This is a genomic window from Enterobacter cloacae complex sp. IR5422 (assembly GCF_049238165.1).
In the GTDB taxonomy this organism is placed as follows: Bacteria; Pseudomonadota; Gammaproteobacteria; order Enterobacterales; family Enterobacteriaceae; genus Enterobacter; species Enterobacter roggenkampii.
Genome location: NZ_JBMKHT010000061.1, coordinates 1 through 23554 on the forward strand (window position 1 = coordinate 1; position 23554 = coordinate 23554).

The following is a 23554-nucleotide window of genomic DNA, read 5'->3' on the forward strand; positions in this document are numbered from 1 at the left end:
AGGCCATCATCTTCAACGGAATAACGCTTGCGTACTACGACCGAAAAACCCAGAGTGTGGTGCGGATAGACTAAAAGTGTTACCTATGTTCCCGGTCTGATCTGTCACCTATGTATCCGGTCATACAGAAGCGCCACCGGGCAGGTTTTCAGGCACTGACCCAGCCGCCGCCCAGCGCTTTATACAAATCAATCTGCGCCAGCAGCAGGTTATTTTTCACCTGCACGACGCTGGTCTGGACCGAGAACAGCGTGCGCTGCGCGTCCAGCACGTCAAGATAGGAGGAATAACCGTTGCGATAGCGATTCTGCGCAATGCGCAGCGTCTCCTGGGCCACATCCTGCTGGGCAAGCAGCTCCGTCAGCTGTTCCTGATAGCGCGTAATCGCATCAAGGCTGTTGTTCACTTCGGCAAACGCGTTACGCACGGTTTTTTCATAAGCGTACAGCGCCTGGTTACGCTGGGACTGAGAAATATCCACCTGCGCATTCAGCGCCTGGCGGTTCAGCAGCGGGGCGAGAATACTGCCTCCGACGCTCCAGAGCTGAAGCGGGTTGTCCAGCAGGCCGGAAAGGGTGCGATCCTGAACCGATCCTGTCGCGGTCAGGTTGATCGACGGCAGCAGGCTGGCGCGCGACGCCGCGAGCGAGGCATCCGTCGCCACCAGCTGGCGTTCGGCCTGGACGATATCCGGCCTGCGGTTCAGCAGCGTAGAAGGCAGCTGCGACGGCAGCGTTAGCGGCGTCAGTGCTGCAAAGCTTTCACTGCGCGCCACGTCGCCCGGGTTGCTTCCCAGCAGCAGGCTGAGGGCATTCTCCTGCTGTGCAATCTGGTGCTGCAGCACGGGCACCTGCGCCCGCGTTGAGCGAAGTTCGGAATCCGACTGCATCAGCTCCAGGCGCGAGCTGTAGCCCGTCTCAAACTGACGCTTCGCAAGGTTAAACGCCTCTTCGCGCGATTTCAGCGTGGACTGGGTCACCCGCAGCTGCTCGTCAAGCGAGAGCAGGGTGACATACCCGGATGCCACAGACGAGGCGACGGTCAAATCCGCGGCCGCGGCGGCGGCTTTTTGCGCCGCCAGCGAGGCTTCGGCAGCGCGCGAGGTGCTGCGGTTGACGCCCCAGATATCCACGTCATAGCTTGCCGTCAGGCTCCCTTTGTACAATGTGCCGTAAACCGGCAGCCCGGTCGCCGCGGATTGTGAACGGGCGCGCGTCCCGGTTAAGCCCGCGTCGAGGGAGGGAAACAGGCTGCCGTCGGCCGCATAGACCCGCGCCTGATACTCGTTTATCCGTTCGCGGGCGATCAGCACGTCGCTGTTATGCTGTAGCGCCTGATCCACATAGCGGTTCAGGTGGTTGTCATGGAAATTACGCCACCAGAGCTGCTCCGCCGGGCTGGCAGGGCCGGAGACGGTGCGCCACTGGGTGGGGATGTGCAGCGTCGGCTGCGCCGGTTTGACGTCAACGGACTGGCATCCGGCCAGCATGACCGCCGCCACCAGCGCGGCTATCGGGCGAAGGATCATTGCTTCGCCTCCCGCGTATCAATGGTCACCTGTACCGACATACCCGGACGCAGCAGCGCGGCGTCCTCTGGCTTACCGAGCACCTCAATACGCACCGGAATACGCTGGGCAATTTTGACAAAGTTCCCGGTGGCGTTATCCGGCGTGATGGCGCTGAACTCCACGCCGGTCGCCGGGGAGATGCTCTCCACGCGGCCCTGATACGCTTTGTTGTTCAGGGCATCGACGGTGAACTTCACCGGCTGGCCGACGCGCAGCTCCGCGAGCTGGGTCTCTTTAATGTTGGCGATGACCCAGTGCTGCGGCGGCACCAGGGTGGTGAGATGGGTTCCGGCGGTCACGTAGGCCCCGAGACGCACGGCGATCTGGCCGAGCTGGCCGTCACGCGGCGCCACAATGCGGGTGTTTTGCAGGTCAATCTGCGCCAGCTCCAGCGCCGCTTTGGCGTTTTCAACATCCGCTTCCAGCGCACCGCGATTGACAATCACCGTCTGCAGATCCTGACGCGACATCTCAAGGGCGGCTTTCGCCTGGTCGATGTCGGCGCTACCCTGAGCGGCACTGGCCAGCGCGGCGTCGCGCTCGCGAATGGAAAGCGAGCCGTCCGCCGTCAGCTCTTTCACCCGTTTTAAATCCGCCTGGCTTTTCAGGCTCTGGGCGCGGGCATTTTTCAGCGCGGCGTCATTTTTGGCGATTGTTGCTTCGGCGCTTTTACGCTGCTGCAGGTTGTTATTCAGGGCGGCAATTTTCATCGCCAGCTGCGCCTCTGCCTGATGCACCCGCTGACGATAGATACGGTCATCGATCTGCAGCAGCAGGTCGCCTTTTTTCACCTGCACAAAGTCCTGAACCTTTACCTCGGTGATATAGCCGTTCACCTGCGGGCTGATAAACGTCGTCTGGCCGCGCACGTAGGCGTTATCGGTAAACTGCGCGTGACGGGTGAACGGCGGCAGTTGCCACGCATAAAGGATCACCAGCACGCCGACAATACCGATGGCGGCGGCGGTGAAAACGGAAACAATGCGCACATTTTTGCGGGTGTTGGCCTGCTCTTTGGCGGCATCCTGCTGACTCATAAACTCTCCAGAACTCTTTCAATTATTTGTTGCCGGTGGCGTTCTTCAGCGCCAGACGGGCAGTGATGCGCAGGCGCAGCAAGCGCCATAAAATCCAGACCAGCGTGGCGGCAGCGATGCTCGCCGTCAGCAGATAAGTATCGTTATAAGCCAGAATATTCGCCTCCAGCGCGGTGACCGTTTGCAGCTGCGTTATCGCCTGGGTTCCCAGCAGCGCGCTGTCGCCAATCAGGCTTTTGTACATCTGGGTATAAAGCTGAATTCGCTCGTTGACCAGCGGGTTGAGCGTGGTGAGCTGGTCCGCCAGCAGGCTGGAGTGGTATTTCTCGCGCCAGGTCTGGAAGGTGCCGAGGATCGCGGAGCCCAGCAGGCCACCGAGGTTCTGGCTCATGCCAAACATCACCGAGAAGCTGACCAGGTTACGCGGGTCGGCGATCACCCCGCCAATGGCGGCCAGCATAGCGGGCGCCAGGAAGAAGGCGCTGCCGAAGCCCAGCAGGAACTGACTTACCATCAGCTGATCCGGACGGGTCAGGTTGTTGGACTGGCTGTCCAGCAGCGAGGCAACAATCATCAGCGCCAGAGACGTGATGATTGGCCACGCCAGTTTCGTCGGCTTGATGGTGAGACAGCTGGTGACAATCCCGCAGACGATCCCGGCGAAAATGGACCACGCAAGGTGCGTCATCTGCTCGTTCTGTAAGCCCACGTACTGCAGCCAGCCGATGACGCCGGTGTTCTGCTCGGCCAGCACGATACGGATCAGCAGCATAATCAGCCCCAGGCGGACGATGCTGCCACTCGACAGCCAGCGGGTGTTCAGCAGCGGGTTGCTGCGGTTATGTTCAAAGACGATGGCTGCGACAATCAGCACCAGCGATAGCGCCAGCGACCAGCCGATCCAAGGCGCTTCGAACCACCAGTCAAGGCGGCCCAGAGAGAGGACGGCACAGAGCAGGGCCATCCCGGGGGCCAGTAAAAAGAAGGTGATAAAATCCTTCTTCTCAAAGACCTTGCGCCGGTCGCCCGGCGGTAATTTTAAGGCGATGACGCAGGCCAGGGAGATCAGCGCCAGTCCCAGCTCGAAGAAATAGAGCCCGCGCCACTCGTCCAGCTGCAGCAGCTCGGTTGAAAACAGGCGGGCCAGCGGGATGGCGAGTGACGATCCGGTGATGCCGATGGTCAGCGCCTTCAGGCGGTGCTTCGCAGGCCAGGCCTGGATCTGATAGTAAATCCCCAGCGAGCTAAGCGCGGCGGCCACCATGCCGTGCGCGGCGCGCACCATCAGCGCCGAGCTGAGATCGTTAACGAACAGGTGGAAAAAGGTGACCAGCACGTACAGCACCAGAAAACCTTCCGTAAAGGCGCGCAGGCCGTACTGCTGGCGGAATTTAACCAGCAGCAGGTTGATGGAGATGTTGGTCATCACATAAACCGCGGGCAGCCAGGCGATTTCGGTTGACCAGGCGCCGAAGGTCCCCTGCAAATTTTGCAGGTTGGCGGTCACCACCGCATTCCCCAGCGCGCCCGTCAGGCAGACCAGCAGGCCCACGACGCCATAGGCAATGCGTTTTGGCGTACTGTGTTCGGGCGTGGAGGGCGAACCCAGCAGGGCGGGTTTCTCATGTGGCTGCCACTCGCGAGGAGCATAAGGGTCGCGTTCGGGCAGGCGCATAACGTCGTTTACCTTAGAAATGATTGAATAATTAGCGGGCTAGCGATTCTACGACTCCCGCAAATGATAATTCAAGTGAATATGATTTACGCATGTTAATCAAATGGTGAAGGGAAATTTAAGGAAAAAGAGCGGCCCGCAGGACGGGCCGGGAAGGGTCAGAGACGTTCGGGCTGCGCCTGGATGAGAGTGGCGCGCTTAACGCGGCTGGCGCAGAAAATCGCGATTAAAGAAATGGTCACCGTGACGGCAAGATACCAGGCCACCGGCACCCAGTCGCCGTCGTATTTTGCCAGCAGGCCGGTGGCAATCAGCGGCGCGGTACCGCCAGCCAGCGCGGCACCCAGCTGATAGCCGAGCGTAATGCCGGTGTAGCGCACGTTTGCGCTAAAGATTTCAGAGCACAGCGTGCCGAGTACCGCCGTGACAGGGGCCCACAACACGCCAAAGGCGATGACCGTCGCGAGCACGATACCCCATGTGGTGCCGGTGTTGAGCAGCATAAACCACGGTACGATAAACAGGCCCAGCACGAAGACGCTGATTGCGTACATGCGCTGACGGCCTACCTTATCGGAGAGCAGCCCCATTAGCGGGATCATAATGGTCGCCACCAGGGCTCCCAGCGTCACGGCTTCCAGCGCCTGCGATTTCTGATACGTCAGCGTGCTGGTGGCATAGCTCACCACGAAGGTCGAGAAAATATAGAACGGCGCGGTTTCAACCACCTTCAAACCGGCGGCAATCAACACTTCACGCCAGTGATGTTTCAGCGTATCGCGCAGGGGAGCCTTCGCTACCTGGCCGGACGCTTTGACTCGCTGAAAATCGGGCGTTTCATCAATATCTTTGCGGATCCACAGGCCGAGCAACACCAGCACCGAGCTCAGCAGGAACGGGATGCGCCAGCCCCAGGAGAGAAAATCCGCCTCGCTGAACAGGGTCATCAGCGACACGATAAAGGTTGCCATCAGCATGCCGATGGTGACGCCCGCCTGCGGAATACTGCCGAAGAAGCCTTTACGTTTTTCTGGCGCGTATTCATAGGCCAGCAGCAGCGCGCCGCCCCATTCACCGCCGATGCCCATCCCCTGAATGATGCGCATCAGGATCAGCAGCGCAGGCGCCCAGAGGCCAATCATCTCATACGTGGGCAGCAGGCCAATCATAACGGTTGCACCTCCCATCAAAGAGAGGGTCAGCACGAGGGTTTTTTTACGTCCGATGCGGTCGCCGATGTGGGCGAAAAGTACCCCACCAATGGGGCGAATAAAGAAGGTTAATGAGAAAGAGAGATAAGAGAGGATGAGTCCGATCACCGGATCGACCATCGGGAAAAAGATCTTATTGAAGACCAGCGCGGCCGCCGTACCGTAGAGAAAATAGTCAAACCATTCAATGGCGCTCCCGGTAAGGCTGGCGATTAACACCTTTTTATTTTTACGTAATACCGTCGTCGTACTTTCATGTTCTGTCATGACCTGAAACCCCGCCACGTTGATGATGAGAGAGGTGTCACCTGGCGCGCTTCAGGTGCAACCTGTGATGATAAAAAAGGTTGTGAAATTGTTAAGCAACTTAGGGTTGGATGTTGTCTTTGGCAAGCGCAGGGGGGATAAAACTGGTCAGATCACGGCGAAATAAGCAGCGTTGGGTGCTTTTTCATGACGCCTGCACAATACAATGTTTTGTAGAGCTGGAAATCAAAAGCATAATAGGCAGGTGCAACCCGATGATTTTTGGATGTTTCTGGTTATTTCAGAAAAATGATAAATTCGGCGCTTCAACAACGTGAGGAGTTCACCATGGTTCAGCCCCATTTTCCCGTTCTGGCGGATGCCACGCTGGCGGCCTTCAATACTGTCGGTGAATGGCTGGCGCAGGACGACCTGAGCGCGACCCGTCCGAGCCCGGAAGTCGATGCGGTGATTCTGGCCGGAAACGCGGTGATCCCAACCATTGACGCGGCCTGCCGTATTGCCGCCCAGAGAGATGTACCGCTTCTGATCAGCGGCGGCATCGGCCATTCGACCCCCTTTTTATATACCGCCATTGGCAATCATCCGCGTTACCACACCGTACCGGTCACCGGGCGGGCCGAAGCGAGCATTCTTGCCGACATTGCGCGGGCGTTCTGGCAGATCCCCGAGGCGCGTCTGTGGGTTGAGGATCGCTCCACCAACTGCGGTGAAAACGCGCGCTTTAGCTGGAACATGCTGAAACAGCATCATCGAACGACCGGGCGGGTGCTGGTGGTGCAGGATCCGACGATGCAGCGCCGCACGATGGCGACGTTTGACCGCGTGTGTCGTGATGAGCCCGTTTCGCCACAGTGGGTCAGCCATCCCGGCTTTACGCCGACGCTGCAAAACGGTTACGAAGGCGTGGAATTCAGCGAGGGCAACACCGGCCTGTGGCCCGTTGACCGTTACCTTTCACTGGTTATGGGGGAGCTGCCGCGCCTGTATGACGACGCTAATGGCTATGGCCCAGCCGGGCGGGATTATATTGCTCACGTTGAATTCCCCGAGGCCGTCATGGCCGCGTGGAAACAGCTACAGCAGGATCCTGTCCTGAAGGGCGCACGTAAAATAATTTAGGCACGGAACAATCCCCTCGCCCCATTGGGGAGAGGGTGAGGGGGAAAAATCACAGCGCCGCAAACTTATCCAGCGTCCGCACCAGCTGCGTCACAAACCCATACTCGTTGTCATACCAGGCAACGGCTTTCACCAGCTGAAGGTCTCCCGCTTCTGACACCTCCGTCTGCGTGGCGTCAAACACCGAACCATAATGCGAGCCAATCACATCTGACGACACAATCTCTTCATCGGTATACCCGAAGGATTTATTGCCCTGAGTGGCCTTTTTCAGCGCGGCGTTGATCTCCTCAACGGTCACTTTCTTGCCCAGAATGGCCACCAGCTCGGTAACGGAGCCCGTTTTAACCGGCACACGCTGGGCGTGGCCTTTCAGTTTGCCGCTGAGCGCAGGGATCACCAGACCGATGGCCTTTGCGGCGCCGGTGGTGTGCGGAATGATATTCTCTGCCGCCGCCCGGGAGGCGCGAAGATCTTTCCCGCGCGGGCCATCCACCAGCGCCTGGGTACCAGTATAGGCATGAATGGTGGTCATGGTGCCCACCTTAATTTCAAACGCGTCGTTCAGGGCTTTTGCCAGCGGGGCGAGGCAGTTGGTGGTGCAGGAGGCGACGGAAATAATGGTATCACTGGCGTCAATGGTCTCGTCGTTCACGCTGTAGACGATGGTTTTCATGTCCCCCGCGGGCGCAGAGATCAGCACCTTCTTCGCGCCCGCGTCCAGGTGCGCCCGTGATTTCTCTTCAGACGTATAAAAGCCGGTGCACTCCACAACGATATCCACGCCCGCGGTTTTCCACGGAATGTGCTTTGCCTCTTTTTCGGCATACACCGCGATGGTTTTACCGTCAACGATCAGCGCATCCTCAGTGAAATCCACGCTCCACGGGAAGCCACCGTAGTTGGAGTCGTGCCTGAGCAGGTAGGCCAGCACTTTGGGAGAGGTGAGGTCGTTGATGGCGACGACGGTATTACTGTCCTGGGTTTCAAGAAGGCGGCGCAGAACAAGACGTCCGATGCGTCCAAATCCGTTAATGCCAATTTTACTCATGGTGTTCTCCTGTAAACGTGTCGATGTGACAGTTTGAACTCATCCAGGCTTAGACCATCACGGGCAGGGCGGCAATTGAAGATGCTTCATGCGGGAGGATGTATTTGAAAAACCATACAGAAAAGTTAATGAATTTTTAAGGAAAGGAGATTATGTTGGCGCGGTAACTGTTTTTAATCGAGAAATCACATGCGCACTAAATATACAAGCCTGCAAATTGGCATCCATTGGCTGGTGTTTCTGTTAATCATCGTCGCCTACTGCGCCATGGAGTTCAGAGGTTTCTTCCCGCGCACCGCGCGCCCGACGATCAACATGATCCACGTCTCATGCGGGATCAGTATCCTGGTGCTGATGGTGACGCGTCTGCTGGTTCGCCTGAAATTCCGTGCACCACCGATTCAACCGAAGCCAAAAGCGATGGTGACGGGGATGTCTCATCTGGGGCATCTGGTGGTGTATCTGCTGTTTATTGCGCTGCCGCTGATTGGCATTGTGATGATGTATAACCGGGGCAGCGACTGGTTTGCTTTTGGCCTGGCGATGCCGCATGCGGCGGAGTCCAATTTTGACCTGGTAGATATGCTGAAAGAGTGGCACGAGACGCTGGCAAATCTGGGCTATTTTGTGATTGGCCTGCACGCCGCGGCGGCGCTGATGCATCACTATTTCTGGAAAGATAATACCCTTCTGCGCATGATGCCGAAAAAGCGTTCGTAGTCTTCTCGCCCGGCGGCGCTTCGCTTGCACGGGCCTACAAACGGCTCTGAATCGTAGGCCGGGTAAGCGCAGCGCCACCCGGCTTGTTTTTAACCCAGCAAAGCACGCTCTTCAACTGTTAATGCCAGCGCCTGGGTTGACCCCGTTTCCGACGACGTCACCGCCGCTTCCAGCACGGCCATCACCGCCAATGCCTCAACAGGGTGGACAGGATTGGCGATTTCCCCGCGTAGCGCATCACGCACGTTGATGTAGTACTGACGCTGATCGCCTTTCGGGGTAGGGATCGTCTGCGATGCGCCGTCCGCGCCAAAGAACACCATGCTGTCGCTGTCTTCGCCCCAGGCCTCACTGCCAGGGATCACCCCGGAGAGCAGCTGTGCTTCCTGCTGATCGATTCTGGCCTTCACCACGCTGCCCTTGTCCCCGTGGACGGCAAAGCGCGCCGTACCGCCCGCCACCAGCATGCTGGCGTGCAGAATCACCTTATGCTCCGGGTAGTTTAAGACCACGTGCGCCCAGTCGTTAATTTCTGCACCGTCGCGCAGCGTCGCGATATTCCCCTGAACCGACTGCGGCAGGCCAAAGAGCTGCAGCGTCTGGTCGATAAGGTGAGGACCCAGGTCAAACCATAAGCCACTTCCGGGGACGTTCTGCTCGCGCCAGCGCACGCGCACTTCCGGGCGGAAGCGGTCAATATGCGACTCCAGGTGTTTGACCTTGCCGAGCGTGCCCTGCTCAATAACCTGCTTAATGCCGAGGAAATCGCTGTCCCAGCGGCGGTTGTGGAAGACGGAGAGCAGACGCTGCTTTTCCTCCGCCAGCGCAATCAGGTCGCGGGCTTCCTGCATGTCGAGGGTGAAAGGCTTATCCACCACGACATGCTTGCCGGCGTTCAGAGCCAGCGTCGCCAGCGGGGCGTGCGTGGCGTTGGGGGAGGCAATCACCACCAGGTCAACATCCGGATGCTGAATAGCCTCTTCAGGGGTGGCGACCACCTCTACGTCCGGCAGATCGCGTTTAACCTTCTCTTCATCACGAGAAGAGACCACGGCCAGCTTAAGCCCGTCCACAGACTGGATTAACGGGGCATGGAAGGTTTTGCCCACAAATCCATACCCGATCAGCGCAATGTTAATTGTTCGAACTGTACTCATGAACTTCTCCACGTTAATTCGCGCACACCGTGACCTGCAATGCGCCAGGGTCCCCAAGCTCAGGCCAGGGACGATCTAAAAAGAGTTGTTGAATGTTGGATAACCCGGAAACCAGATACGGCTCGCAGCGGTTGACCTTCAGGTGGTCGGCAACAATCCAGTGCGCATGGCTTGCGTCAAGCATCGCGCGCTTAACCTCGGCATCCGCTTCTTTACCGGCGCTCAAACCGAGTTCGGCATGAATGGCGCACGCCCCGAGGATGGCGATATCTGCCCGATAACGGGACAGCAACGACAACGTGGCGCTTCCGGCAAACAGGCGCTGCTGCTGGTCCCATTTCCCCCCGAGCAGGATCAGTTCAACGTCTTCCCGGTCGCTAAAATGCTGGGCGATATCCAGCGACGTGGTTATGACGGTGAGCGGCCCGCGAAGAAAGGAGGCGACAGCCATCACCGTGCTGCCCGCATCCAGAAACAGGGTAGAACCCGCAGGGACCTGCAGGGCGACCTGTTTTCCGAGGCGCTGTTTGGTTTCCGGCAGCAGCGTATTGCGGCCCTGACGGTTCATGGCGGAGAGATTCAGCGCGATGGCTCCGCCGTGGTTCTTCTGCGCCAGGCCCTGGTTCTCCAGGTCGGTCAGATCCCGACGGATGGTATCGGCTGAAACCTGCAGCTTTTCTGCCAGTTCGGTGATGCTGGCCTGGCCTTGCTCGCTCAGGATATCCAGAACGTGGCGCTGTCGTGCAGTTTTGTGCATCGGTTACATTCCTGCAAAATATCGCAATAGTTTGCATAATACAGCATTTTAACGCAGAGAGAAGGGCAACGTGGTTTTGATGTCGGGGAGTGAGGTGATGATTCAGATGCGTGATTATTAAAATTTTATTAAACAGGTATAAGCAAGCCGTTTTGAATGTTAATCATAATGTTATTGTTATGTTTTATTTAACTGTTTGGATGATGTAACCAGCGCAACACCATTGTCTGGAGTTAAGTTTCGACAAAATAGATATTTATAGATATTAATTACTTTAATTAGTTTTTTAATAGCGATAAATCCCAATTCATCCTGTTTGGCTACTTAAATTGACACTTCTTTGAAAATCTTTGTGTCTGACCCGCGCGGAAATTAACGCAAAAATGTGCAGGGAGCAAATTAAGAATTTTCCTTAAATAACAGACGGTTTATATGTTTCATCTGAAAGGTCATTTTAAGACTTTTGTCCAGAAACCCCATCTTTTTTCTTAATTGTAACACCACATTAACATTGTGGGTGTAGTGGCCTATAACACATTTTGTTATGCTGCTAACCACTTTAGGAAATAAGTAAATTCTTAATTAAATAAGACGCAGGCAGATCTCATCTCCAGGGGGAAATGGGTATGGGGAGTTTTACCTAAAATTCGGCAAGGATGCTAAAAAAGATATTTGTCTAATTATCTATACCTCTTTTTGGGTAATTGCTTCAGTGTCACTCAGAGTCAGGGAGATAAAATGACGATATTACGAAAGCCAATGTTACGCCGATTTACAGCAGCGCTGGCATTCATTTCATTAGCCATAAATACGGCGTACGCCAATAGTAATCAGGTGGGTATTGCCCCGGTTGCCAGGACCACCTTAAAAGAAAGTATTCTTTTTGCTATCGATCGCGATCCGTCTATTAGTCAGCAGGCCGCGCAGCTCGGTATTGGTCAGGCACAAATAGATGAAGCGCGCAGCGGCTGGATGCCGCAAATATCGCTGAACGGGAGCACGGGCCATAGCCAGACTACCGATTCCAGCGGGTCGCTGAAGAATTCAGCCGCCTGGGGACTGAGCCTGACGCAGCTGATCTATGATTTTGGCAAGACCAATAACAGCATCAGCCAGTCTTCCGCCCAGCGCGATAGCTATCGCTACCAGCTGATGAGCACGCTCTCTGACGTAGCGGAAAAAACGGCGCTGAGCTATGTCGAGGTCAAACGCTATGCCGATCTGCTGCAGGCAGCAAAGGAGAACGTTCAGGCGCTGAAAAATGTTGAGCAGCTGGCAAAGCTGCGCGCCGACGCGGGCGTGAGCTCGACCTCCGATGAGCTCCAGACCCGCACGCGTATTGCCGGTATGCAGGCAACGGTCGCGCAGTATCAGGCCGCCTTAAACAGCGCCCGCGCAAGGCTTGCGGTATTAACCGGCATGCAGGCAGAAAACTATTCGCCTGTACCCGCAAACCTCGCGGTTGAACCTGATTCGCTCAACCGCATTGATTATTCGCTGATACCGGCGGTCATGGCCGCGCAAAACATGGAGCGCTCTGCCCAGTATGGCGTGGAGACGGCGAAGTCCCAGCACTGGCCGACCCTCAGCCTGAAGGGCGGACGTACCCGTTACGAGTCTGACAACCGTTCGTACTGGGACGACCAGATCCAACTCAACATTGACGCACCGCTTTATCAGGGCGGCGCGGTCTCTGCACGCGTGCGGCAGGCTGAAGGCGCGCGGGCGATGGCCTCCTCTCAGGTCGATCAGGCGCGTTTCGACGTCCTGCAAAAAGCCTCCGTCGCGCAGGCGGACTGGACCGGCGCGCGGGGAAGAATGGAGGCCGGGAAACAGCAGCTGGAAAATGCGCTGCGCGCCCGTGATGTTTATAAAAATGAGTACACCCTGAGCAAGCGGAGCATTAACGATCTGCTCAGCGTTGAGCAGGATGTCTGGCAGGCCACCTCGGCGAAAATAATCGCTGAGTATGATGGCTGGAGTTCAGCAATTAATTATGCTTCCGCGTTGGATAATTTAATGCCGCTTATTGGAATAGAGAAAAACGCTGCCGCAAAACTACCCGATTTGAGTTAAAAAAAGACGCGTATTGTCGCGCAAAATAAGTCTGAAAATAATGGGTGTTTTTTCCCAGGGATAGCTACATCCGTCTGGTGGACATATCCACAGGAATCCGCACACCTGCAAGGAGAGAAATATGAGTAACATAAAGGTTGTTGATGTCATCATTCGCAAAACGGCGGAGAAAACGAAATTAACCGGCGAAGGAAATTTGTCGGTCTCTATTTCCTCCCCGAGCGTGATTGAAATCCAGGGTTCTGCTCAGGATGTGGTGCGATATGTCCGCCAGGGTAAAGACCTCCTCATTTATATGAAAGATGGCAGCGTGATTCGCTGCAATAACTATTTTGTTGAAGATCCTGAGACGCACAACCAGTCAGAGCTGGTGTTCAACGATCGTCAGGAACTGACGCATATTTCTTTTGCCGATACCGGGGAAGCGTCAGGCGTTGCGGTGACCGAGCTAACCGCGCAGGCCACACCGATTAGCAGCATTCAACCTTTCCTCGAGCAGGGAAGCGTCTTAAGCGACGCCCCGTGGGGCTGGATTGCGGGAGCTGCATTAGGCGGCGGTGCCATCGGGGCGCTGCTGGCAAACGGCGGCGACGGCGAGACTAAAACAAAAGTTATTGATAATACGAAAGAGGTGGAAAGCGCCACGCCAACCTTCCTGCTGTCGGATAAAACGGGCGACAAGCAGGGCGTGCTGACAGCAAACGCGATCACGGACGACAACACGCCAACCTTTAGCGGCACCGGCCAGCCGGGCGCGACCATCCAGATCAAAGACAGCAGCGGCAGCACCATCGCCAGCGCCATGGTCGGTAAAGAGGGCACCTGGACGGTAAAATTACCGACCCAGACGGACGGGGAACACACCTGGTCGGTGGTGCAGATCGACGGCAGTAAAACCACCGATGCGGGCAACATTACCGTAACGGTCTCGACCGCCGAGGCTGCCATTACGCTGGCTACCACGGCGGGCGACAACGTGCTTAACGCCAGCGAGCAATCCGCGGGCTTTACGCTCTCCGGTGCCAGCAAGAATCTGGCGCAAGGTACCGCACTCACCGTGACGCTGAACGGTAAAACCTATACGACGGAAGTGGGGGCGGACGGGACGTGGAGTGTTAACGTGCCCGCGGCCGACGCGCAGGCGTTGGGCGATGGCACCTGGACGGTCAACGTCAGCGGCAAAGACGCGGCGGGTAACACCGTGAGCGGCAGCCAGACAATCGGCGTGGATAGCGTCGCGCCAACCCTCTCTGTCGATACCCTCGCGCAGGACAACATCATTAATGCCGCCGAGCACAGCCAGCCGCTGACGCTGACCGGCAAAACGACTGCGGAAGCCGGTCAAATCGTCACGGTCACGCTGAACGGTAAAAACTACAACGCCACGGTGGGCAGCGACGGTACCTGGTCCGTCACGCTTGCTGCGGACGACGTGCAGGCGCTCAACGAGGGTAATCACACCCTGACGGTGAACGTCAGCGACAAAGCGGGCAACGGTTCGTCTGTCACCGCAGATTTCACGGTGGATACCACCGCGCCGGTGGTCACCATCGATACCGTGGCGGGCGACGACATACTGAACACCAGCGAACAGGGTCAGGCGCAGATTATTTCCGGGCAGACGAGCGGAGCCGCTGCGGGCGATGTGGTCACCGTGACCGTTGGCGACCATTCCTTCACCGGCGCAGTGCTGGCGGACGGCAGCTGGAGCGTGGGCGTTCCGGCATCCGTGCTGGGCGCGCTGGGTGAAGGCAACCACACGATTTCAGTATCCGTGACCGACGCGGCGGGCAACACCGGCAGCGCCACGCACGGCATTACGCTGAGCGGCAACCCGCCAGAATTTACGATTGACGCCATTAGCCAGGACAACGTGCTGAATGCCCAGGAGGCGATGCAGCCGCTGAGCCTGACCGGTACCAGCAACCTGCCTGACGGCAGCGCCATTACCGTGACGCTGAACAACGTCAGCTATCAGGCCACCGTTGAAAACGGCATCTGGGCGGTCCAGGTGCCGGTTTCCGACGTGCTGAATCTGGCGAACACCCTCTACACCGTCAGCGTCAGCGGCACTGACAGCGTGGGTAACAGCGGCTCTGCCGGGGCGACGCTGCTGGTGGATACCGTGCTGCCGCAGGTGGACATCAACACCTTTGCGGGCGACAACCTGGTCAATAACGCCGAAGCGGGTGTCGATCAAACCCTCAGCGGTCGCGTTACCGGCGCGGCGGCGGGCGATACCGTTTCTGTCACCGTGGGCGGCAAGAGCTACACCGCCACGGTGGGCAGCGATCTGACCTGGAGCGTGAAAATCCCGTCAGCGGATCTTAAGGCGTTCGGCGACGGCGATTTAACCTTCACCGCGTCAGTGACCAATTCGCACGGCAATACCGGTACCGGCGAGCGCGATATCAACATCAACGCACAGCTGCCGGGCCTGCGCGTGAACACCATTTCCGGCGATGACGTGGTCAACGCCATCGAACAGCAGCAGGATCTGACCGTCACCGGCGCCAGCACCCACCTGGCCGCGGGCACGCCGATCGTCGTCACCATTAACAACGTCGAATATAACGCCGTGGTTACCGCCAGCGGCGGCTGGAGCATTGGCGTTCCTGCTGCGGACCTGCAGGCCTGGACCGCGGGAGAGGTGACGGTTAGCGTCAGCGCAAAAGATGCCTGGGGCAATACCGTTGCGGCTGAACACCCGATTGAACTCGATCTCAACGCCGTGGCGGTCACCATTGATACCGTCTCCGGCGACGACCTGCTGAATGCGGCAGAAAAAGGCGCCGATTTAACCCTTTCCGGCCAGACGCAGGGCGTGGAGGCGGGGCAGACCGTGGTGGTGAAATTCGCCGACCAGACCTTTACCGCCCAGGTGCAGCAGGACGGCTCCTGGAGCCTGACCGTGCCTGCCAGCGCCATGGAAACCCTGATCGACGGGCGCGCGCAGGTGAGCGTCAGCGTCACGAACGTCAACGGCAACAGTGCCGACGCGTCGCGCGTGGTCACGGTGGATACGCTGCCGCCGGCGATTACGCTCGATAATCTAACCGCCGACAACATCATCAACGCGGCTGAGGCGCAGCAGGATTTAGCCTTGAGCGGCACCAGCAGTGCGGAAGCTGGCCAGACGGTCACCGTGACGCTGAACGGTAAAACGTATCAGACTACGGTCCAGACGGACGGAACCTGGCAGCTGATCGTACCGGCGGCTGACGTCGGTGCCCTCAACGATGGCATCGTGACCGTGACGGCCACCGTAAGCGACGTGGCGGGCAACAGCAGCAGCGCCGACCGCGTTGGGCTGGTGGACGCCACCGTGCCGCAGGTGACCATCAACCACTTCGTCACCGACACCAATACCGTTAACCAGCTCGCCCATGCACAGGCGCAGATCCTGAGCGGCTCCGTCACCGGGGCGGCAGCGGGCGATCGGGTGACTATCACTATTAACAGCGTCGATTACACCACCGTGGTGGATGCGGCGGGGAACTGGAGCCTTGGCCTGCCGGCGTCTGTCGTGCAGGGGCTGACGGACGGCACCTGGACCATCGACGTCTCCGTGACCGACCGATCCGGCAATACCGGAAGCAGTTCACTGGATGTGGTGGTGAATACCGTGACGCCTGTCATCGGAATCAACACGCTGGCGGTGGACGACGTGATCAACGCGGCAGAGAAAGGCGAAGATCTGCAGATTTCCGGCACCAGCAACCAGCCGGAAGGCACGACCATTACGGTGACCCTGAACGGCATTCACTACACGGCTACCGCTGACGCCAGCGGAAACTGGAGCGTAACCGTTCCGGCGGCACACGTCTCGGCGCTGGGCGAAGCGAATTACACCGTGACGGCGAACGTCACCGACAGCGTCGGCAACAGCGCTTCAACTTCGCACGATGTGCTGGTGGACAGCTCGCTGCCGGTGGTAACGATCGACACGCTGGCGGGCGACAATATCGTTAACGCGGCGGAAGTGGCGGCAGGGCAAACCCTGACCGGTAAGGTGACAAATGCGGCGCCAGGTGACACTGTCACGATTACCCTGGGCGGCCAGACCTTTACTGCCACCGTGCAGGACGATCTCACCTGGAGCCTGCCGTTAACCCAGAGCCAGTTGACCGCGCTGGGCAACGGCGATCTCACCGTATCGGCCAGCGTCACCAACGCGCACGGCAATACCGGTTCTTCTTCGCTCGACTTCACCATCGACGCCCAGCTTCCGGGGCTGCGTATCGATACGGTCGCAGGCGACGACGTGATCAACGTGATTGAGCACGCTCAGAACCTGATTGTGTCCGGCACCAGCACCGATCTGGCGGCGGGCAGCGCCGTCACCGTGACCATCAACGGAAAAGCGTATTCCGCAACGGTGCTGGCGGACGGCACCTGGCAGGCGGCGGTACCGGCGGCGGACGTGTCCCAGTGGGCAGATGGCGCTCTGGATATCAAGGCAAGCGCGCAGGATGCCTCCGGCAACCCGGTGGCTATCGGGACCGTCGTGGACGTCGATCTCGCGCCGGTTGCCATCACCATCAGCAGCGTGACCGACGACAACGTCCTTAACGCAGCGGAAAAAGGCCAGGATCTGGTGCTGTCCGGCACCACGTCCAACGTTGAAGCGGGCCAGACCGTCATCATTACCTTCGCAGGAAAAACGTACACCACGACGGTGGATGTCAACGGCGACTGGACCTGGACCGTTCCGGCTGCCGATCTGAGCGGCCTGAAAGACGGCGACGCCAGCGTGCAGGTCAGCGTCACCAACGTGAACGGCAACGCCGCGTCTTCGGCGCAGGCATTCAGCGTCGACACCACCGCGCCGACGGTGACCATCAACACCATCAGCGGCGATAACATGCTGAATGCGGCAGAGGCGGCGCAGGATCTGACCCTCAGCGGGACCTCTACTGCCGAAGCGGGCCAGACGGTCACGGTGACCTTCAACGGCAATCAGTACACCGCGCAGGTGCAGGCGGACGGCAGCTGGACGCTCGACGTGCCTGCGGCCGATCTCGCGGGCATCACCGACGGCGGCGTCGCGGTCACGGCGACCGTGTCCGATAAAGCAGGTAACCCGGCCAGCGCGGGCTCATCGGTGCTGGTGGACACCACCGTACCGCAGATTAGCTTCAACATCGTCGCGGGCGACGACATCGTGAATATTGCCGAGCACGGCCAGGCGCTGATCGTCTCCGGTAAGGTCACGGGCGCGCAGGCGGGCGACGTGATTACCGTGACCCTGAACGGTAAAGATTACACCGCCATGCTGGACGCGTCCGGCAGCTGGAGCGTGGGCGTTCCGGCGGCGGACGTGGGCGCGCTGGTCAACGGCGACCAGACGATCTCCGCGACCCTCACCGACAAAGCCGGTAACAGCACCACTGCGACGCACGAATTTGACGTCTCCCTGACCGCGCCGGTGGTCGCCATCAATACCCTGGCGGCTGACGACGTGATCAATGCGACCGAGAAAGGCCAGGATCTGCAGGTGTCCGGCACCAGCAACCAGCCGGAAGGAACCGCCATTACGGTGACCCTGAACGGGATTAACTATACGGCCACCACCGACGCGAGCGGGAACTGGAGCGTGACCGTTCCGGCGGCAAACGTCTCGGCGCTGGGCGAAGCGAGCTACGCCGTGACGGCGAGCGTAACTGACGCCGCGGGCAACAGCGCGAGCACCGGCCACAGCGTGCTGGTTGACAGCGCGCTGCCGCAGGTCACCATCAATCCGGTCGCGACGGACGACGTGATTAACGCGGCGGAAGTGGCTGCCGGACAGACCCTGAGCGGGAAAGTGAGCGGTGCGGCGAGCGGTGACACTGTCACTATTACCCTCGGCGGCAATACGTATACCGCGACGGTTCAGGACGATCTGAGCTGGTCGGTCAACGTGCCGTCCTCGGTCTTAACCGCCATCGGTAACGGCGATCTGACGGTGTCAGCCAGCGTCACTAACGGCCACGGCAACACCGGCACCGGCGAGCGCGACATCACCATTGATGCCAACCTGCCGGGCCTGCGCGTCGATACCGTGGCGGGCGACGATGTGATCAATAGCATTGAACACGCTCAAAATCTGATTATCACCGGTTCCAGCGACGGTCTGGCAACGGGCGCGGCGCTGACCGTCACCGTCAACGGCAAAACCTACGCGGCCACCGTACTGGCGGACGGCACCTGGACGGCGGCCATTCCGGCGGCCGACGTCAGCGCGCTCGGCGCGGGCACGGTTACCGTGAAGGTTGAAGGTCATAGCGCGGCGGGCAACCCGGTTTCCATCAGCCATGACGTGAAGGTGGATCTGGCGACAGTCGCCATCAGCATTAACCCGATTGCCTCTGACGACGTGATTAACGCGGCGGAGAAAGGCGCGGACCTGGTGCTGTCCGGCTCCACCACCAACGTGGAAGAAAACCAGACCGTTACCATCACCTTCGGCGGCAAGTCGTACACCGCGACGGTGGATGCCGACGGCAACTGGACGGCCACCGTGCCGTCTGCCGACCTCAGCAGCCTGAAGGACGGCGACGCCAGCGTGCAGGTGAGCGTGACCAACGTGAACGGCAACAGCGCGTCGGCAGGCCGCGAGTACAGCGTGGACACGACCGCGCCGACGGTGTCTATTGAAATCATCAGCGACAACAACATCATCAATGCGGCCGAGGCGCAGCAGGATCTGGTCGTTAATGGTGTAACCAACGCCGAAGCGGGCCAGACCGTCACCGTGACCCTGAACGGCGTGGACTACACCACCACCGTGCAGGCAAACGGCAGCTGGAGCGTGACCGTGCCTTCCGCGGATGTCGGCGCGATTACCGACGGTAACTACACCATTAGCGCGGCGGTCTCCGATAAGGCGGGCAACCCGGCCTCTGCGGATCGCGACGTGCTGGTCGATACCACCGTCCCGCAGCTGACCATTCACACCGTGTCCGACGACGACGTGATCAACAGCGCCGAGCACGCGCAGGCATTGATTGTCACGGGCTCCGTGACGGGCGCGGCAGCGGGCGACGTGGTCACGGTCACCCTCAACGGCAAATCGTACACCGCCACCCTGGACGCCTCCGGCAACTGGAGCGTGGGCGTGCCTGCGGCAGACGTTACCGCGCTGGCCGCCGGGGATTACACTATTACCGCGGCGCTGACCGATAAAGCGGGCAACAGCAACAGCGCCACGCACGGTGTGGCGGTGAACCTGACCGCGCCGGGGCTGACCATTGACACCGTTTCCGGTGACGATGTGATCAACAGCACCGAGAAAACCCAGGATCTGACGATCTCCGGTACGGCGTCCGGCCTGGCGGCAGGCGCGGTAGTGACCGTGATGCTGAACGGCAAAGCGTACAGTGCGCAGGTGGACGATAACGGAAAATGGACCACCACCGTTCCGGCGAGCGAAGTTGGTCAGCTGGGCGAGGCACTTTATACCGTCACCGCGTCAGCCACGGACAGCGTCGGCAACAGCACCCGCGCGTCGCACACGGTAAACGTGGAGTCCGTTCTGCCGGGCGTGATTATCAACACCATTGCGGGCGACGACGTGATTAACGCCGCCGAGCTGGCTGCCGGCCAGACCATCAGCGGTAAGGTGGTGAATGCCGAAGCGGGCAACACCGTGACCGTGACCATTGGCGGCAACCGCTACACCGCAACGGTGCAGAACGATCTCACCTGGTCCGTCGATGTGCCTGAATCTGTGCTGACGGCGCTGGGCAACGGCGATTTGACGGTGACCGCCAGCGTGACCAACGGCGTCGGCAACAGCGGATCCGCTGAGCGCGATATCACGATCGACGCTAACCTGCCGGGCCTGCGCGTGGATACCGTGGCGGGCGACGACGTGATCAACAGCATCGAGCACGGGCAGAATCTGATTGTGACCGGATCCAGCGATGGCCTGACCGCAGGTACCACCTTGACCGTCACCGTAAACGGCAAAACCTACCCGGCCACCGTGCTGGCCGACGGCACCTGGCGTGCGGCCATCCCGGCTGCGGATGTGGGTGCCCTGGCAGCAGGTACGGTCACCGTGACCGTTGCAGGCCAGAGCAGCGCCGGTAACCCGGTTTCCATCAGCCACGATGTGACGGTAGATCTGGCGACCGTTGCCATCAGCATCGATGCGATTGCTTCAGACGACGTGATTAACGCCGCCGAGAAGGGCGCGGATCTGGTGCTCTCCGGGGCGACCTCGAACGTTGAGGAAAACCAGACCGTTACCATCACCTTCGGCGGCAAGAGCTACACCGCGACCGTCGGCGCCGACGGCAAATGGACGGCCACGGTGCCAGCCGCCGACCTGGCGGGTCTGAAAGACGGCGACGCCAGCGTGCAGGTGAGCGTCACCAACGTGAACGGCAACAGCGCCTCGGCGGGACGTGAGTACAGCGTGGATGCCACCGCGCCGACCGTCACGATTAACACCCTGGCGACGGATGATATTCTGAACGCCGCCGAAGCGAAGAGCGATCTGACCGTGTCCGGTACCAGCACCGCCGAAGCGGGCCAGACGGTCACCGTATCGCTGAACGGCAAAGACTACACCACCACCGTCAGCGCAGACGGCAGCTGGACGCTGAACGTTCCGGCGGCCGATCTGGCAGGATTAACCGACGGCAGCGTCACCGTGACCGCATCGGTCAGCGACAAGGCGGGTAACCCGGCCTCCGTGGACCACAACCTGACGGTGGATGTGACCGTTCCTGCGGTCACTATCAACATCATCGCGGGTGACGATGTGATTAACGTGGCTGAACACAGCCAGGCACACGTTATCAGCGGCACCGCTACCGGCGCGGCCGCGGGCGATAAGGTGACCGTCACCATCGGCGGTCAGACGTACACCACCGTGCTGGACGCGGCGGGTAACTGGAGCGTGGGCGTCCCGGCGAGCGTGATTTCCGGCCTCAGCGACGGCAGCGTGACCGTCAGGGCATCGGTTACCGACGCGGCGGGCAATACCGGCACCGGCACGCATAACGTGACCGTCGATACCGGTCTGCCTTCGGTCAGCTTCAACGCCATCAGCGATGACAACGTGCTGAACGCGGTAGAGAAGGGTCAGGATCTGCGCGTCAGCGGCACCAGCGCCAACCTGGCGGAAGGCACCGTGGTGACCGTGACCCTGAACGGCAAAAACTACACGGCGACGACCGCGGCAGACGGCACCTGGAGCCTGACGGTTCCGGCAGCGGATCTGGCGGGTCTCGGCCAGGCTAACTACACCCTGAATGCGACCGCCACCAACGGCGTGGGCAACAGCGTGAGCAACACCGCGAACCTGCTGGTGGACACCGCGCTGCCAACGGTCACCATCAACACCGTGGCGGGCGATAACGTCATTAATGCGGCGGAAGTGGCCGCAGGCCAGACCCTGAGCGGCACCGTGGCGAATGCCGAAGCGGGCAACACCGTGACCGTGACCATTGGCGGCAACACCTACACCGCGACGGTGCAGAGCGATCTGACCTGGTCCGTCAACGTGCCGTCTGACGTGCTGGCCGCGCTGGGTAACGGCAGCCTGAGCGTAACGGCGACCGTCACCAACGGCCACGGCAACACCGGGACCGGCGAGCGCGAAATCGCTATCGACGCTAACCTGCCGGGCCTGCGCGTCGATACCGTGGCGGGCGACAACGTGGTCAACAGCATCGAACATACTCAAAACCTGATCGTCAGCGGATCCAGCGACGGGCTGGCGCCGGGCACGGCGCTGACCGTCACCATCAACGGCAAAGACTATGCGGCCACGGTGCTGGCGGACGGCAGCTGGAGCGCGGCTGTTCCATCAGCGGACGTGAGCGCGTGGCCGGAAGGCACCGTCAAAATCAGCGTCACCGGCGACAGCGCGGCGGGCAACCCGATTACCATCAGCCACGATGTGACGGTAGATCTGGCGACCGTTGCCATCAGCATCAATCCGATTGCGACCGACGACGTGATTAACGCGGCGGAGAAGGGCGCGGATCTGGTGCTGTCCGGTGCGACCATCAACGTGGAAGCCGGGCAGACCGTGACCATCAGCCTGAACGGCAAAATCTATAGTGCGACAGTAGACGACAGCGGCAACTGGACCTGGACCGTACCGTCTGCGGATCTGGCTGGCCTGAAGGACGGCGATGCCAGCGTGCAGGTGAGCGTCACCAACGTGAACGGCAACAGCGCCTCGGCGGGCCGTGAGTACAGCGTGGATGCCACCGCGCCGACCGTCACGATCAACACCCTGGCGACGGACGACATTCTGAATGCCGCTGAAGCGAAGAGCGAACTGACCGTGTCCGGTACCAGCACCGCCGAAGCGGGCCAGACGGTCACCGTGTCGCTGAACGGCAAAGACTACACCACCACCGTCAGCGCGGACGGCAGCTGGACGCTGAACGTTCCGGCGTCCGATGTTGCGGCCCTGACGGACGGCAGCGTGACCGTGACCGCAAGCGTCAGCGACAAGGCGGGTAACCCGGCGTCCGTTGATCACAACCTGACGGTGGACGTCATCGTTCCGGCGGTGACCATCAACACCGTGGCGGGCGACGATGTCATTAACCTCGCAGAACACAGCCAGGCGCATATCATCAGCGGCACCGCCACCGGCGCGGCCGCGGGCGATAAGGTGACCGTCACCATCGGCGGTCAGACGTACACCACCGTGCTGGACGCGGCGGGTAACTGGAGCGTGGGCGTCCCGGCGAGCGTGATTTCCGGCCTCAGCGACGGCAGCGTGACCGTCAGGGCATCGGTTACCGACGCGGCGGGCAATACCGGCACCGGCACGCATAACGTGACCGTCGATACCGGTCTGCCTTCGGTCAGCTTCAACGCCATCAGCGATGACAACGTGCTGAACGCGGTAGAGAAGGGTCAGGATCTGCGCGTCAGCGGCACCAGCGCCAACCTGGC

General features: G+C 59.8%; 11 protein-coding genes. 4 read left to right on the plus strand and 7 right to left on the minus strand.

The annotated features are described in order from the left end of the window. Positions 1-148: 148 nt before the first annotated feature. The 4 genes from ACOTXT_RS20485 to ACOTXT_RS20500 all read right to left on the minus strand — a co-directional run bounded on the left by ACOTXT_RS20485 (position 149) and on the right by ACOTXT_RS20500 (position 5760). Complete coding sequence (locus ACOTXT_RS20485; protein ID WP_055322243.1) at positions 149-1528, minus strand: efflux transporter outer membrane subunit; 1380 nt, start codon at positions 1526-1528, stop codon at positions 149-151. After that, on the minus strand, positions 1525-2607 hold the full coding sequence (locus tag ACOTXT_RS20490) for an HlyD family secretion protein (protein ID WP_023292479.1): 1083 nt from the start codon (positions 2605-2607) through the stop codon (positions 1525-1527). The genes ACOTXT_RS20485 and ACOTXT_RS20490 overlap by 4 nt, the downstream gene beginning before the upstream one ends. Before the next feature lie 22 nt (positions 2608-2629). After that, positions 2630-4282, minus strand: a complete 1653-nt coding sequence (locus ACOTXT_RS20495; protein WP_008502308.1) for an MFS transporter — start codon at positions 4280-4282, stop codon at positions 2630-2632. Between the two features lie 158 nt (positions 4283-4440). After that, positions 4441-5760 carry an MFS transporter gene (locus ACOTXT_RS20500; RefSeq protein ID WP_046092563.1) on the minus strand — a complete coding sequence of 440 codons (1320 nt, stop codon included), beginning with the start codon at positions 5758-5760 and terminating at the stop codon, positions 4441-4443. 327 nt (positions 5761-6087) lie between these two features. On the opposite strand from ACOTXT_RS20500, the gene ACOTXT_RS20505 reads away from it, so the two are divergent. Continuing rightward, positions 6088-6882 (plus strand): YdcF family protein, encoded by a 795-nt coding sequence (locus tag ACOTXT_RS20505; RefSeq protein WP_055322242.1) that lies wholly within the window; start codon positions 6088-6090, stop codon positions 6880-6882. Between the two features lie 49 nt (positions 6883-6931). On the opposite strand, the gene gap is transcribed toward ACOTXT_RS20505, so the two are convergent. After that, positions 6932-7933, minus strand: a complete 1002-nt coding sequence (gene gap / locus ACOTXT_RS20510; protein WP_025911237.1) for a type I glyceraldehyde-3-phosphate dehydrogenase — start codon at positions 7931-7933, stop codon at positions 6932-6934. A 189-nt stretch (positions 7934-8122) separates the two neighbouring features. Between gap and cybB the strand changes: the two genes are divergently transcribed. Next, the gene (gene cybB, locus ACOTXT_RS20515; RefSeq protein ID WP_021242559.1) at positions 8123-8653 is read left to right on the plus strand and encodes a cytochrome b561; all 531 of its coding nucleotides are present in this window, start codon (positions 8123-8125) and stop codon (positions 8651-8653) included. Positions 8654-8742: 89 nt separating this feature from the next. Here cybB and ACOTXT_RS20520 read toward each other — a convergent pair whose 3' ends face one another. Next, positions 8743-9810, minus strand: a complete 1068-nt coding sequence (locus ACOTXT_RS20520; RefSeq protein WP_025911233.1) for an oxidoreductase — start codon at positions 9808-9810, stop codon at positions 8743-8745. Between the two features lie 13 nt (positions 9811-9823). Continuing rightward, entirely contained in the window at positions 9824-10567 is a 744-nt protein-coding gene (locus tag ACOTXT_RS20525; protein WP_039024293.1) for a DeoR/GlpR family DNA-binding transcription regulator, read from the minus strand. 738 nt (positions 10568-11305) lie between these two features. Between ACOTXT_RS20525 and ACOTXT_RS20530 the strand changes: the two genes are divergently transcribed. Both ACOTXT_RS20530 and ACOTXT_RS20535 read left to right on the plus strand, forming a co-directional pair. After that, complete coding sequence (locus ACOTXT_RS20530; protein WP_333166201.1) at positions 11306-12643, plus strand: TolC family outer membrane protein; 1338 nt, start codon at positions 11306-11308, stop codon at positions 12641-12643. Positions 12644-12764: 121 nt separating this feature from the next. After that, positions 12765-23554: Ig-like domain-containing protein (locus ACOTXT_RS20535; protein ID WP_421625430.1), on the plus strand; the 10790-nt coding region annotated here is incomplete at its 3' end.

Bases quoted from the DNA above. Each gene is read 5' to 3' on its own strand.
- ACOTXT_RS20485 (WP_055322243.1), bottom strand. From the start codon at position 1,528: ATGATCCTTCGCCCGATAGCCGCGCTGGTGGCGGCGGTCATGCTGGCC.
- ACOTXT_RS20525 (WP_039024293.1), bottom strand. From the start codon at position 10,567: ATGCACAAAACTGCACGACAGCGCCACGTTCTGGATATCCTGAGCGAG.
- ACOTXT_RS20530 (WP_333166201.1), top strand. From the start codon at position 11,306: ATGACGATATTACGAAAGCCAATGTTACGCCGATTTACAGCAGCGCTG.
- ACOTXT_RS20490 (WP_023292479.1), bottom strand. From the start codon at position 2,607: ATGAGTCAGCAGGATGCCGCCAAAGAGCAGGCCAACACCCGCAAAAAT.
- ACOTXT_RS20495 (WP_008502308.1), bottom strand. From the start codon at position 4,282: ATGCGCCTGCCCGAACGCGACCCTTATGCTCCTCGCGAGTGGCAGCCA.
- gap (WP_025911237.1), bottom strand. From the start codon at position 7,933: ATGAGTAAAATTGGCATTAACGGATTTGGACGCATCGGACGTCTTGTT.
- cybB (WP_021242559.1), top strand. From the start codon at position 8,123: ATGCGCACTAAATATACAAGCCTGCAAATTGGCATCCATTGGCTGGTG.
- ACOTXT_RS20520 (WP_025911233.1), bottom strand. From the start codon at position 9,810: ATGAGTACAGTTCGAACAATTAACATTGCGCTGATCGGGTATGGATTT.
- ACOTXT_RS20500 (WP_046092563.1), bottom strand. From the start codon at position 5,760: ATGACAGAACATGAAAGTACGACGACGGTATTACGTAAAAATAAAAAG.
- ACOTXT_RS20505 (WP_055322242.1), top strand. From the start codon at position 6,088: ATGGTTCAGCCCCATTTTCCCGTTCTGGCGGATGCCACGCTGGCGGCC.